Source organism: Methylobacterium sp. A49B (assembly GCF_053346215.1).
Genome location: NZ_JBKFBO010000117.1, coordinates 34,807 through 47,819 on the forward strand (window position 1 = coordinate 34,807; position 13,013 = coordinate 47,819).

General features: G+C 69.6%; 15 protein-coding genes. 7 read left to right on the forward strand and 8 right to left on the reverse strand.

The window, feature by feature from the left end:
- The first annotated feature begins 93 nt into the window (after positions 1–93).
- Positions 94–1,164: an acyltransferase family protein gene (locus ACLBX9_RS21435; protein ID WP_447720356.1), complete on the forward strand. Its 1,071-nt coding sequence runs from the start codon at positions 94–96 to the stop codon at positions 1,162–1,164.
- A 9-nt stretch (positions 1,165–1,173) separates the two neighbouring features.
- Here the strand turns inward: ACLBX9_RS21435 and ACLBX9_RS21440 are convergent, their stop codons facing one another.
- A complete protein-coding gene (locus ACLBX9_RS21440) occupies positions 1,174–1,419 on the reverse strand; it encodes a hypothetical protein (protein ID WP_010682342.1) in 246 nt (81 codons plus the stop codon).
- A 119-nt stretch (positions 1,420–1,538) separates the two neighbouring features.
- Positions 1,539–2,039, reverse strand: coding sequence for a hypothetical protein (locus ACLBX9_RS21445; protein WP_010682341.1), 501 nt, complete (start codon positions 2,037–2,039; stop codon positions 1,539–1,541).
- Positions 2,040–2,221: 182 nt separating this feature from the next.
- Between ACLBX9_RS21445 and ACLBX9_RS21450 the strand changes: the two genes are divergently transcribed.
- The 3 genes from ACLBX9_RS21450 (at position 2,222) to ACLBX9_RS21460 (ending at position 6,898) form a co-directional block, all read left to right on the forward strand.
- Positions 2,222–2,581 carry a hypothetical protein gene (locus ACLBX9_RS21450; protein WP_010682340.1) on the forward strand — a complete coding sequence of 120 codons (360 nt, stop codon included), beginning with the start codon at positions 2,222–2,224 and terminating at the stop codon, positions 2,579–2,581.
- A gap of 166 nt (positions 2,582–2,747) precedes the next feature.
- Positions 2,748–4,934, forward strand: a complete 2,187-nt coding sequence (locus ACLBX9_RS21455) for a transglycosylase domain-containing protein (protein ID WP_447720357.1) — start codon at positions 2,748–2,750, stop codon at positions 4,932–4,934.
- Positions 4,935–5,347: 413 nt separating this feature from the next.
- Positions 5,348–6,898 carry a sensor domain-containing diguanylate cyclase gene (locus ACLBX9_RS21460; RefSeq protein WP_447720358.1) on the forward strand — a complete coding sequence of 517 codons (1,551 nt, stop codon included), beginning with the start codon at positions 5,348–5,350 and terminating at the stop codon, positions 6,896–6,898.
- Positions 6,899–6,910: 12 nt separating this feature from the next.
- Here ACLBX9_RS21460 and ACLBX9_RS21465 read toward each other — a convergent pair whose 3' ends face one another.
- Positions 6,911–7,750, reverse strand: a complete 840-nt coding sequence (locus tag ACLBX9_RS21465; protein WP_447720359.1) for an aldo/keto reductase — start codon at positions 7,748–7,750, stop codon at positions 6,911–6,913.
- Between the two features lie 300 nt (positions 7,751–8,050).
- Between ACLBX9_RS21465 and ACLBX9_RS21470 the strand changes: the two genes are divergently transcribed.
- Genes ACLBX9_RS21470 through ACLBX9_RS21480 form a run of 3 tightly spaced genes read left to right on the forward strand, consistent with a single transcriptional unit; the run spans position 8,051 to position 9,806 of the window.
- Positions 8,051–9,124 (forward strand): adenylate/guanylate cyclase domain-containing protein, encoded by a 1,074-nt coding sequence (locus tag ACLBX9_RS21470; RefSeq protein WP_010682335.1) that lies wholly within the window; start codon positions 8,051–8,053, stop codon positions 9,122–9,124.
- Positions 9,124–9,327, forward strand: coding sequence for a hypothetical protein (locus ACLBX9_RS21475; protein WP_447720360.1), 204 nt, complete (start codon positions 9,124–9,126; stop codon positions 9,325–9,327). The genes ACLBX9_RS21470 and ACLBX9_RS21475 overlap by 1 nt, the downstream gene beginning before the upstream one ends.
- On the forward strand, positions 9,324–9,806 hold the full coding sequence (locus tag ACLBX9_RS21480; RefSeq protein WP_010682333.1) for a YaiI/YqxD family protein: 483 nt from the start codon (positions 9,324–9,326) through the stop codon (positions 9,804–9,806). The genes ACLBX9_RS21475 and ACLBX9_RS21480 overlap by 4 nt, the downstream gene beginning before the upstream one ends.
- 12 nt (positions 9,807–9,818) lie before the next feature.
- Here the strand turns inward: ACLBX9_RS21480 and ACLBX9_RS21485 are convergent, their stop codons facing one another.
- From ACLBX9_RS21485 to ACLBX9_RS21505, 5 genes are all read right to left on the reverse strand, one after another.
- Positions 9,819–10,082: a BrnA antitoxin family protein gene (locus ACLBX9_RS21485; protein WP_010682332.1), complete on the reverse strand. Its 264-nt coding sequence runs from the start codon at positions 10,080–10,082 to the stop codon at positions 9,819–9,821.
- A 6-nt stretch (positions 10,083–10,088) separates the two neighbouring features.
- Complete coding sequence (locus tag ACLBX9_RS21490; RefSeq protein WP_447720361.1) at positions 10,089–10,427, reverse strand: hypothetical protein; 339 nt, start codon at positions 10,425–10,427, stop codon at positions 10,089–10,091.
- 294 nt (positions 10,428–10,721) lie between these two features.
- Positions 10,722–11,729 carry a cell envelope integrity protein TolA gene (tolA, locus tag ACLBX9_RS21495; RefSeq protein WP_447720362.1) on the reverse strand — a complete coding sequence of 336 codons (1,008 nt, stop codon included), beginning with the start codon at positions 11,727–11,729 and terminating at the stop codon, positions 10,722–10,724.
- A gap of 4 nt (positions 11,730–11,733) precedes the next feature.
- A complete protein-coding gene (locus tag ACLBX9_RS21500) occupies positions 11,734–12,225 on the reverse strand; it encodes an ExbD/TolR family protein (RefSeq protein WP_447720363.1) in 492 nt (163 codons plus the stop codon).
- Positions 12,226–12,264: 39 nt separating this feature from the next.
- Positions 12,265–12,957, reverse strand: coding sequence for a MotA/TolQ/ExbB proton channel family protein (locus ACLBX9_RS21505; RefSeq protein WP_447720364.1), 693 nt, complete (start codon positions 12,955–12,957; stop codon positions 12,265–12,267).
- Positions 12,958–13,013 lie beyond the last annotated feature (56 nt).

Here is a 13,013-nt window from a genome sequence, read left to right on the forward strand (position 1 = left end):
CTGGCATTGGGCACGTCGGCAGGTCGTCCGACGCCCGGCGCGATCCCGTCAACCTTGTCGAGGCAGGATGGTCCGGCCAGGGGGACGGGACCGATGGATCAGGCAGGAGAGACGGCGGGCCGGCTGGCCTGGGTCGACGTCGCGAAGGGCATATGCATCCTGCTGGTCGTGATGATGCACTCCGTCACCGGCACCGGCGAGGCCATGGGCGGAGAGGGCTTCCTGCATCCGGTCGTCGCCTTCGCGAAGCCGTTCCGGATCCCCGACTTCTTCCTGCTGTCCGGCCTGTTCATGGGCCGCGTCATCGGCCGGGACTGGCGCCTCTTCTCCGACCGGCGGGTGGTCCACTTCGCCTACTTCTACCTGCTCTGGCTCGTGATCCAGTCGGTGGCCCGCTACGGGAAGATCGTCGGTGACGGCGGGCCGGCGGCCTTCGCGGCGCATCTCGCGGACGGTCTCATCGAGCCCTACTCCAGCCTCTGGTTCATCTACCTGCTGGCCGTGTTCTCGGTGGTGACCAAGGCGCTCCGCCGTGCCCCCGGGCTGGCGCTGCTGGCGGGAGCCGCCCTGCTTCAAATCGCCGACATCCGCAGCGACTCGACCCTGATCGAGGAGTTCTGCGGCCGCTACGTCTACTTCGTCGCCGGCTACCTGTTCGCCGACCGGATCTTCGCCCTGGCCGACGCCGCGCGGGAGCGGCTCGCGCTCGCCCTCGCCGGACTCGCCGCCTGGGCGGCCGTCGAAAGCTGGCTCGCCCTGACGCCGTCGAGCGATCCGGCGTATCCGACCCTTGCCAGCCTGCCGCTCGTGAGCCTCGCCCTCGGCGCGGCCGGTGCGCTGGCGATCGTGGTGGCGGCCGCGCTGATCACCCGGGCCGGAGGCCCGGTCAGGGAGGCGTTGCGGACCTGCGGACAGCGCTCGATCGTGATCTACCTCGCGTTCTCGATTCCGATGGCCGCGGTGCGGGAGATGCTTGTCCGCACCGGCGCGATTGCCGATATCGGCGTCGCGAGCCTCACCGTCATGGCGGCGGCCGTGCTGCTGCCGCTCGCCCTCGAGCGTCTGGTGCGCGGCACGCGCTTCGGCTTCCTGTTCGTGAGGCCGGGACGGTTCCGGCTCGCGCAGACCGGCGCGCGACCGCGCTCGGCGCTCCACGCGACCTGAGGCGGCGCGTCAGCTCTCGAAGGCGATGCCGATCCGGCGGTCGCGCCGCCACGCCACGGCGGCCTGCCGCGCGGCGCCATCCTCGGTGAGGCGCAGCGAGAAACGCTCCGGCACAATCTCGGCGTCTCCCACCTCGATCTGGGCGCCCGTCTCGGTGGCGTCCCAGACCAAGCAGCCGACCTCGCCCTCGGCGAGCAGGAGCGTGCCGAACGTGAAGGCGTTCTTGCGGAAAGCGCCGCGGCGATTCTCCGTCATCAGCCTCCCCATTCAACGAGCGGGCGAGCCCGCAGGGCTCGACCCGGTCGGCCAGGACGATGCCGACGGGCGGTTAACAGGCTGGATACCGACGCGGACTGCCTCGCTATGTTCCCAGTTCACTCATCGTCCGGATCGGCGCGGTAGCGGCGCCGGGACGGCCCGTAATCCTCGTCGTCAGGACGCCGCGCCGGCGGCCGATCGTAGTCGCGGCCGTAGCGATAGGTGTCGCGGCGCGGCTCATCGTCATAGTCCCGGCGGTCGCGGTCGCGGACGCCGTCGCGCTCGTAGCCGCCGCGGTCATTCCCGACGCGGTCGTTAGCGCCGCCCGCGGTGATGCGCGGCGCGTACCAGCAGCTCTTCGCCTGGCCGGGTGCGGGATCACCGAAGGCCTGGCTGTTGCACGGCACGGCCCCGCCCTGAGGGAACGGCCGCCCGTTGGTCCGGCCGGGAACGCCGTAATACACGTTGGTCGGATAGGGCATTCGGCAGATGCCGCCTTCCTGCGCGCACCCGACGAGGTTCACCGTATCGAGTTGGTAGGCTTGGGCCGGGGCAATCGCCATGGGGCCGAATCCGAGCGATACGGCCCCCACGGCCAGAATAATCCGTTTGCGCACGCCCCGATTCCCCCGTGTCCGCCTTCACCGTGCCGGATAATCCGGATGACGGCTTCCGGCCAGCGGCCGCGCTCGCTATGGCGTCGCGATCGGCGGTCGTCCTGACCGATGTGGGCTATCGCCGGCAGGATGATCGGACGTCGCGCCGCGCTCGCTCCGGGCGGGTGCGCAGGGAGGCCGAGATGAGGGACGCGTCCGCGCAGGAACTGCTCCTGCTCAGTGCGCTGCAGGAATGCCGGATCCGGCTTGACGCGGCGCGCGGCGACGAAGCGGGCCGCACGGCCATCCGCGACGAGCTGGAGGCGGCGCTGCGGCGCGAGGCGGCGCTGAAGGACGAACTCGTGCGGGAGCGGGAACGAACGGAGGCGGTCCGGCTCGTCCTGCGGGCCTTCGCGGCCAGCATCGGGCGGTTCGGGCTGCGCCGCCGCCTGTTCCTGTCGCGGATCGCGCGCCTGGGTCGCGAGACACCGGATTCCGGGCCGCAATCCGCCCGGCATCAGGTTCTCCTCGACGAGGCCCGGCATGTGCTCGGGACTGGATGACGGACTGATCCGGTGACAGGGCCGTGACGGCTGACCCGACCATGCGGCCCGAGATCGACCGCTGCGCCGCGATAACGGCCCCTTAAACCGCCGCATTTAGCGTGCGGAAACCGTTCCGCGCCGCAGGGATACGCGCGCGGGTCCGGATCATTCGAAGACGGGATGCATGGCCAAGGGTCGGGGCAGGATTGAGCCGAACTTCGACGTGCCCGAAGGGCGCACGCGGGATCGCGGCGAACTCGATCTGCGCCTGAGCCGGGAGGACCGTCCCGGGTCAGGAGACCGCGTGGCGAAGAGATCGGGCGGGGCGGCGCAGCGGCCGGCCAAGGCGCCGGCACGGAATGCGGGCCGGTCGAAATCGACGGGCCGCGGCCGGCGCCGGCGATCCTGGCTCGGGCGCCTCGTCTACGCGACCGTCGTGCTCGGCCTGTGGGGCGTCATCGGGCTGGCCGGGCTCATCGCCTATCACGCCTCGCAGCTGCCGCCGATCGACCAGCTCGCCGTGCCCAAGCGGCCGCCCAATATCGCCATCCTGGCGAGCGACGGCTCGCTCCTGGCCAACCGCGGCGAGACGGGCGGCCGGGTCGTCTCCATCAGGGAGCTGCCCCCCTATCTGCCCCGCGCCTTCGTGGCGATCGAGGACCGCCGCTTCTACCAGCATTTCGGCGTCGACCCGGTCGGCATCCTGCGGGCCATCGGCCAGAACCTGACCCGTCGCGGCGTCGCGCAGGGCGGCTCGACCCTGACGCAGCAGCTCGCCAAGAACCTGTTCCTGACGCCCGAGCGCTCCGCCTCGCGGAAGATCCAAGAGGCGATCCTGGCCCTCTGGCTGGAACACAAGTACACGAAGGACGAGATCCTCGAACTCTATCTGAATCGCGTCTACTTCGGCGCCGGCGCGTACGGCGTCGAAGCGGCGGCGCAGCGCTATTTCGGCAAGCCCGCGAAGGAGGTCAGTCTCGCCCAGGCCGCGATGCTCGGCGGCCTCGTCCAGGCGCCCTCGCGCCTTGCGCCGAACCGCAACCTGCCCGCCGCCCAGGCTCGGGCCGCGCAGGTGCTCGCCGCCATGCAGGACCTCGGCTTCGTCCCGGCTCAGGACGTGAAGGTGGCGCTCGCCCAGCCGGCGAAACCCGCCAACGCCCGGGGCGGCGGCTCGGCCAACTACGTCGCCGACCTCGTGATGGACGTGCTCGACGACTATGTCGGCAAGTTCGACACCGACATCACCGTGCAGACCACGGTCGATACGGGCCTTCAGGCCGCCGCCGAGCGGGCACTGACCGAGGAACTCAACGCCAAGGGCGCCCGCTTCAACGTCGCCCAGGGCGCCGTGGTCTCGATGCGGCCCGACGGGGCGATCCGCGCGCTGATCGGTGGACGCGACTACGCGCAGAGCCAGTTCAACCGCGCGACCACGGCCAAGCGCCAGCCCGGCTCCTCGTTCAAGCCCTTCGTGTACCTCGCCGCAGTGGAGCACGGGGCCACGCCCGAAACGGTCCGGGAGGATGCCCCGATCCGGATCGGAAACTGGGCGCCGGAGAACTACTCCCACCGCTACGAGGGGGCGGTCACGCTGCGCACGGCGCTGGCGCAGTCGCTCAACACCGTGGCGGTTCGCCTCGGCCAGGAGGTCGGCCCGAAGGCCGTGGTGCAGACCGCGCAACGGCTCGGCATTACGTCCCCGCTGCAAGCCAACGGCTCGATCGCGCTGGGCACCTCTGAGGTGACGCTTCTCGAGATGGTCGGCGCATACGGCGCCTTCGCCAACGGCGGCACCGGGGTGATCCCCTACGTGGTCACGGCCGTGAAGGGCGCGGACGGCAAGGTGCTCTACAAGCGCGCCGACAGCGGGCTCGGCCGGGTTATGAGCGCCGATGCCGACGGCATGATGAACGCCATGATGCACGAGACCTTCGTCAGCGGCACCGGCAAGAAGGCCGACATCCCGGGCTGGGACCTCGCGGGCAAGAGCGGCACCACCCAGGATTACCGTGACGCGTGGTTCATCGGCTTCTCGGGCAGCCTCGTGACCGGCGTCTGGCTCGGCAACGACGACGGTGAGCTGACCAAGAAGGTCTCCGGCGGCAACCTGCCCGCCGAGATCTGGAAGACCTACATGACGCAGGCGCTGAAGGGACAGAATCCGGTCCCGCTTCCCGGCCTCAACCGCTGGCGCAGGGCGCCCGAGACGACCGCCTCCGTGGCCAGCGCAGGCCCGGGCGCTCCGCCCGGCATCCTCGGCCAGATCTTCGGCGAGCCCGAGGCGCCGGCGCCGCGTCCGGCCGCGCCAGCCCGCCGCGCGCAGAAGGATGACCGCAACTTCATCGAGAAGTTGTTTGGCATCGGTGAGTGAGGCGTAAGCCGACCTTGCAGGCGGATCGGGGTCGCGAATGATCCTGACGGGGCCACGCCCCGGCCTTCGCACCGCGCTGGTAACGGACCCGCCCGGGTTGCGCGAGCGCGGCGGCGCCTTGGGGCGGCGCGGAGCCGACCTGCCGAGCCCGCCGGACTGGATACCGTCGGTTGCAGGGAGATTTGCGCTCTCTGCTGTCGCGATGCGCGATAGCATCACTCTCGCCGACCAGATTGTCCCGCAGCCCGGGAGCGCCTGCGGCTTCGGCCGAGACCCGTTCGTTCAAGAAGCGCGTTGTTTGTTCAACAGCACTGCATCACACCATTTTTCAATATTCACGGACTAATATGGCGGGTGATCATTGATCCGGCGAACGCAAAATCGCGCTCGACCGCCGCCTCGACCCGAGATCCATGGTCCTGCGACCGGCCGTCACAACGATCCGCGCGCACCTCGCCGATCGCGCCACGCGTCTAATCGCGTGCGCCGGCGCGAGCCTGCTCCTCTGCATGACCGCGCTCGGTGCCTACCTCTGCGCCGACCTGCGCACCAACGCCTGGCAGGACGCCCGCCGCAATGCCGCGAACCTGCTGTCGGTGATGGAGGAAGGCGTCGGGCACAGCATCCGGAACTACGACCTGTCATTGCGCGAGGCGGCGCACCTCGCGAGCCGCCCGGACATCGCCGCCCTCGAACCGGGGCTTCAGCGCTTGGCCCTGTTCGACGTCGCGGCGACCGGGTCCGGGCTCGGGCTGCTCGCCGTCACGGATTTTGCGGGTCGCGTCGTCATGACGAGCGATCCGGGCCAGGGGAACCGCCCCGACCTGAGCGATCTCCCCGAGTTCGAGACGTTGCGCGGCAATCCGCTCACAGGCTTGATCCTGACAGGACCGACCCGGTCCCGCATGACGGGTCAGCCGATCATCCGTATGACTCACCGGATCGCGACATCGGACGGCACCTTCAAGGGAATCGCGACCGGTTCGATCCTCCTCGATCATTTCCAGGCCCTGCTCGATCGTCTGCGTTTCGACGACAGCCTCGCCATCACCGTGTTTCACCGGGACGGGACGCTCCTGCTACGCTCGCCGGCTCCAGCGGCGGCGCTCGGCAGAACAATCGCACCGGATGCGCGGGACCAGCACAACCGCATGGCCAAGCGAGGCGAATTCCTCGGGCGCTCGCCCGTGGACGGCGCCGCGCGGCTCTACCTCTTCTCCAATCTCGACGGGCTGCCGCTGACCGTGTCGGTCGGCACAAGTCTCGACAGCATCCGGGAGGCCTGGATCTACAAGGCGGCGATCATCGGCATCCTGATCCTGTGCCTCAATATCCTGACCTTCAGCCTGACGATTCTGCTCCACCGGGAGGTCGGGCGCCGCGCCGCGGCCGAGGCGGACACCCGCCAGACAAATGCCGCGCTCGCGATCCTCGCCAGGACGGATGGCCTGACCGGACTGCCAAACCGGCGTTGCTACGACGAGTGCGTCGCGGCGGAGTGGAAGCGGGCCACTCTGCATCGGACGCCGCTGGCTCTGATGATCGTCGATGCCGACGACCTCAAGCAGTTCAACGACCGTTTCGGGCATCAGCGTGGCGATGATGTCCTGCGGGCAATGGCGGGTTGTCTTCGGCGGACGCAGCCCTCCGGCGGCCTCGGCTTCCGGATCGGCGGCGAGGAGTTCGTGGTGCTCCTGCCTGGGCTGGACGCCGAGGCGGCGAGCGCGGCGGCCGAACGCCTCCGCCGGGCGATCGTCAACTTGCAGATCGGACACGCACCGGAGGTCGGGGACGTCGCCACAGTCAGCATCGGGGTCGCCAGCGCCGAACCCGACGCGGGCGAGACGCCAGACACCCTATTCATGGCGGCGGACGCGGCGCTCTATGCCGCCAAGAAGGCCGGCCGCAACCGCGTGCGGGCGGCACCGCGGCCCGTGCCGCTACCGGTCGAACAATGCGCGTAAGGTTATTCGACCTCACAGCATCGGCAGCATCCTGGGACGCGGCCCGCGGGGAAAATGCGCGTCGATCATGGCGAGTTCGGCCGCGCCGAGATGCAGGTCAGCGGCACCGGCATTCTCGACGGCGCGGCCCGAGCGGCTCGATTTTGGAATCGTAAACGTTCCTGACAGGCGGGTGAGGAAGGCGAGGGCGACCGCGTAAGGCGTGGTCCCGTGCGCGGCGGCGATCCCATCCAGAACGCGTCCGCCGGGACTCGCCGGATCGGGAAAATCGCCGCTGCCGAAGGGCGAGTAGCCGACCATCGCCACGCCCTGCCGCTCGCACCAGGGCAGGACCGCATGCTCGATCGCGCGCTCATTCAGGTGATAGAGGACCTGATTACAGGCGATGCGGTCCGGGCCCGCAATGGCGAGCGCCCGGTCGAGGTCGCCAACATCGAAGTTGCTGAGGCCCCAGGACAGGATCTTCCCGGCCCGGCGCAGATCCTCGAAACCCGCAATCGTCTCTTCAAGGGCATGCTGGCCCGGCCAGTGGAGCAGGTAACAGTCGAGCCGGTCCGTTCCCAGGCGGGTCAGGGACGCCTCGCAGGACCGCGCGACGCCGCGGCGTGTGGCGTTGCCCGGCACAACCTTCGAGACCAGGAAGACCTCCTCGCGGCAATCCGCGATCGCCTCGGCGACGATCGCCTCGGCATCGCCGTACATCTCCGCGGTGTCGATATGGGACATGCCGGCGTCGAGGCCGGCCCGCAACGCGCGGATCGCGTCTTTGCGGTCGGCGCTGTCGATGTGCCACGTGCCCTGGCCGATCACCGGCACCGAGACGCGCGTCGCGCCGAAGCTCCTTGCGTACATGGCAGCGCACCCTTCCCTGTCGCATCGTTTTCTTGGGGGGCGCGGACCGGTGGGTCGCGGGCTCCCGCCGATGCTGCGCCTACGCGGCGCCATCGTCCGGCACGCCTTACTCGCGCCATCTTGGGGGGATGAGCAATGGGGGGCGATCATCCGCGGCGCTGAACTTTAGGCCATTGTCTGAAGGCCGGCATCGCGGGCTCGCCGAGCCTGCGCCTCCACGTGCCGCGCCGCCGCGCGCCGGCTGCGCGGAACCCCGGACCGGGGCGCGGTCAGTCCGTTGGCGATGCTGGAGATGCGCCGATGCTGCCGGCCCACCGGATGTTCTGGGCTCTGATCCTGCTGGCCGCAGCCGGTGCTGGGCTTCTCTACAACATCATCTTCGCGGCGGGCGCCTCGCCGCTTGCCGGTTTCACCTACGGGCTCTGCATGGGCGCGACGGTACTGGCGTTCGATCGCGGGCTGATTCTGGCCGGGCTCCAGGCGCGCATCCGGCGTTTCCCCGCCTGGCTCTACGTTCCTGCGGCCGAGCTCGCCTACGTGCTGATGATCATGGCGGGCAACGCCATGGGCGGCTTCATCGTGTGGGCCTTCGCGCTTACGCCGGACGATCTGGCCACGGCGACCCGCATGACGGCGCGCGTCCTCGCCTACGCGCTGGCTGTCTCGGGCCTCCTCGTTTTCGTCATCCGGATGCGCGACCTCATCGGCGGCGAAGTCTTCGTGAACTTCATGATCGGGCGCTACCACAAGCCGGTGGCCGAGGAGCGTATCTTCCTGTTCCTCGACGTGGTGGGCTCGACCGCCTTCGCGGAAGCGCACGGCGACCTGCGCGCTCAGGAATATCTCGGCGCCGTCTTCGCAACCCTGGCCGAACCGGTGCGGCGCAACGGCGGATCGGTCGACGACTATGTCGGCGATCTCGCCATGGTGACGTGGCCGATGAACCGGGGCTTGAAGGACGCACGCTGCGTCACCTGCCTGTTCGAGGTGCTCGACCGGATCGAGGCGGACGCGGCGGCCTGGACGACCCGGTTCGGCACGGTTCCGCGGCTGCGGGCGGCGCTGCACGGCGGCTCGGTGGTCACGGCCGAAGTGGGCGTCGACCGGCACAAGATCGCGTATTTCGGCGATGCCGTGAACGTCACCTCGCGGATCGAGGCCCTGTGCCGGCCCCTCGGTGTCGGCATCCTCATCTCTCAGGATCTGCTCGGCCGGCTCCCGCGTCTGCCGCCAGGCATCCGTGCGCGCTCGCTCGGCGCCCATGCCCTGCGCGGCCGCGGGGCTCCGCTGGCTGTGGCGACCCTGGAGCGGGGATCCGCCGCGACGGCGGCCGTCGAGGATCTGGCGCCGCGCCGCGCCGCCGTCGCCCGCTGATGGCGACAACCGGCGCGGTGCGCACGCTGATCCTGACAACCGCCAAGATGGCGCTCCGCTTCGGCCTACCGCTGATCGGATTGATCATCTTCGGGGAGGCGATCGTCCGATCCGTCGGCGGGGATATCGAGCACTGGCTGTTCGGCCTCGGGGTGCTGTTCATCCTCGCGGGCTTCACCTCGAAATTGGTGCCGCGCCCGTGAGCGCAAAGCCAGACACGCCCCCAATCTATCTCGATGCTGACGCCTGCCCGGTGAAGGATGAAACCTACCGGGTGGCCGCACGCTACGGCCTGACGGTCCACGTCGTGGCCAACAGCGTCCTGAATCTGCCGCGCGAACCGTGGATCGTGCGGGTCGTGGTCGGATCCGCCCTTGATGCCGCCGACGATTGGATCGCCGAGCGGGCGGGACCCGGCAGCATCGTGCTCACGGCGGATGTGCCGCTGGCCGCGCGCTGCGTGAAAGCTGGCGCCACCGTGCTGGCCTTCACCGGGAAGCCATTCAGCGAGGCCTCGATCGGCATGGCGCTCGCGACCCGAGACCTGATGCAGTCGTTGCGCGAGGCGGGCACGATCACGGGCGGCCCGAAGCCGTTCTCGCGCGCCGACCGCTCGGCCTTCCTGTCCGCCCTCGATCGAGCCGTGAATCGGATCTTGCGGGATCGTTCGAGATCCGCTTGAGGCGTTGGGCCCTTATCCCTGCGCGTTCGGGATGAGCGCTTTCAGCGCCTCGTTGATGCGGTCCTGCCAACCCGGACCGTCCTTCTGAAAATGCGCGAGCACGGTGCTGTCGAGGCGCAGGGAAACCATCTCTCGCGCACCGGGCACAGAGGGGGCGCGTGGCACCGGCTCTTGCGGCAGCGGTGCGGCCGGCTTCGGGGTCGTGGCGGCGCGGAAGGCCGCCTCGGCCGCCGCGCGCGGATCACTGAAGCGGCGGCGATTGCGATCGTCGGCCATCGGCCCCTAATCCTTCGCGGCGGTCTTCTTTGGCGCGGCCTTCTTGGCGGCGCTCTTCGCCGCGCCCTTCGCACCTTTGGCGGCGGACTTGGCCTCCTTCTCGGCGGCCTTCGCCTGCGCTTCAGCGGCCTCCTTGGCGAGGCGGAGTGAGCGCAGCCGGACGGTCCGCTCGTCGACCGCCTTTATGGCCGCGTGATGCTCCGCCATGGCCTGGGCGCCCTCGCGGGCCATCCGCTCGGCGCGCTCGGCGCGCTCGGCACGGTTCTCGGCGCGCGTCTTCGCTTCCGCTTCCGCGTCGCGCGCGGCATTCTCCTCGTCGAGGTCGAACTCAGTATCGTCGCTCATCCTGTCCCTTTCGCCCCAGCGCAGCGGGTTCGTCCCTCCGCCGATGCGCGGGACGGTGACTGGGCGGGTCCGGCCTGTTTGGAGGGGGAGGGGAGGAAAGGCCGGATCATCCGCCCCTCCGCATCGTCGTCGAACGCGAAGGTGCGAATTCGATACGGCCTTAGCATGCTCCCCAGTCTCATGGCGAATCCGGGCAGCCAACTCGGTCCGCTAACGCACACTATTCGTGGCCGGCGCAGCAGAACTTGACAATCCCAAGTCCGCTCTGTCGAGCCGCACGTTGTGCAGATGAAATCACCGCACCCGGAAGTTGAGCGGAATTGAGACCGACAGGCTCGACTGGGTGACGCCGGGCGGAGCCGGAGGAAGGCTTCCCCGCACGGCGGAAAGCGCGGCGCTGTCGATCTGACCCACGCCGCTCGACCGCGCGAGCCCCGCGCTCGTGACCTGCCCCGACCGGAGGACCGTGAAGCGCACCGTCGCGGTCCCGCCGCTGGTCCCATTTGCGGCACCGGCGTTCATCCGCCCGTGGATCGCCGCGCTGATGGCGCCCGTCCACTGACGCATGGCGCTCGGATCGCTGCCGGCTGCGGCGCGTCCGGCGGCGTTCTGACGGGACGCGGACGCCGAGTTGCGCGACTCCGCGCCCTCCTGAGCCTTGGCCTGACGGGCCTTGGCCTCGCGGGCCGCTTTCGCCTTGGCTTCGCGGATCTCCTCAAGACGCTCCTGCCGGGCCTCCTCGCGAGCCTCCTCGCGCTTCTGCTCGCGGAGCTTCTCCTCGCGGATCTTCTTGAGCTTCGCCTCGCGTTCGGCCTTGAGCTTGGCGGGATCGGGCTCCGTCTTCGGCGGATCCTCGGTCTTGGCGACTTCGGCGGGCGGCGGCGTCAACGGCTCCGCGGTCTCCGCCGTCGAAGTGATGACCTGGTTCTGCGTCTCCACCGGCTGAGCTTCCGGCGGCGCCTCAACCGGCTGGCTCTCCTCCGGTTTCACCTCGGTCATCTCGGGCGGCGGCGGCTGCACGGCGTCGTCGGGCGGCAGGTCCACAGGCTTGGTCTCCGGCGGCGCAGCCTGGCTCATCTGCTGCTCCGCGGGCGCCTCGGTCGCCGCGTCGGTCATGACCGGTGCGAGGTCGACCGTGATCTGCTGCTCACCGGGTGGAGCCGGCGGCGCGAGCCGCAGGAACATCACCGTCGCCAGCACGAGCGCGTGCAGGACCAGCGCGACCAGGAAGGCCGGCACCAGCCCGGACGGGCGGCCTGCGCCGAAATCCTCCGACAGATCCGTCGACGTGAATGTGCTCATTGGTTCAGCGCGCGGTCCCTGCGGGGGGAGCGGGTGCGGCGGCAGGAGCGGCGGGCGAAGCCGCGGCGGCGCCGGGCGCCTGCGCGACCAGCGAGACTTTGGTGAAGCCGGCCTGACCGACCAAGCCCATGACTTCCATCACCTTGCCGTAGGGGACATCGCGGTCGCCGCGGACGAGGATCACCTGGTCCTTGTCGGCGGCGGCCATCTCGCGCAGGCGTGGTACGATGCTCTCCATCGTGAAGACCTCCTTGGCGATGGAGGGTTTGCCGTCCTTGTCGACGGTCACTTCCTGGGGCTTCTTGGATTGCGCCACCTTGGGGGCCGCGGTCTTCGGCAACTGCACCGGAACACCGGTCGTCATCAGCGGGGCCGCGACCATGAAGATGATCAGCAGGACGAGCATCACGTCGACCATCGGGGTCACGTTGATGTCGGACATGGGCATGTCGTCGAGGTCGTCCTCGTCGCTCGCGCGAAGGGATCCCATCGCCATGGGGCGTCTCCGGTCTCGTTGGCGTTCAGCGCGGGCAGGCTACTCGGCGGCGGCGCGGCGCGTGGCGGCGCGGTCGCGCGCGAGACGGTTGCCAAGCACCGAGATGTAGGAAGCGAAGGTACTCTGGATGCCGCTCACGTCGCTCGACAGCTTGTTGTAGGCCATGACGGCCGGGATTGCGACGACGAGGCCGATGGCGGTGGCGAACAGCGCCTCCGCGATGCCCGGTGCGACTACGGCGAGCGACGTGTCCTGGCTTCGCGCGATAGATGAGAACGAATTCATGATGCCCCAGACGGTGCCGAAAAGCCCGACGAACGGCGCGGTCGAGCCGGAGGTAGCGAGGAGCGACAGGCCTGTCCGAAGGCGCTTCATTTCGAGCGTGAGGGCTCCCTTCATCGCGCGCTCGATGCGTTCGCGGCGCTCCGCCCGCGTCTCGGACGGGTCCTGATCGCGCCAGGCGTCGATGGCGGCCTTCACCACGTGACCGGCGATTCCACCATGGTCGCCGTCGAGGCTGCCGCCGGACCGCACCAGCGTGGCGAACGCCTTCGCCTGCCGCCGCGCCGCGGTGAGGCGGATGACCTTCTCGAAGACTACGGTCCAGCAGGCGATCGAGGCGATCACCAGCAAAATCATGACGCCCTTCACGATCGGGTCGGCCTGGAGGAACAGGCCGAGGAAGGAGAAGTCGGGGGCGGCCTCGATCGGGGCGGCTTGTGTCGGGTCCATCGCGGGCTCCTGGCGTCGTGTCTCGGGCGGCTCTGCGCCGCCGGCGTGTCGGGGTG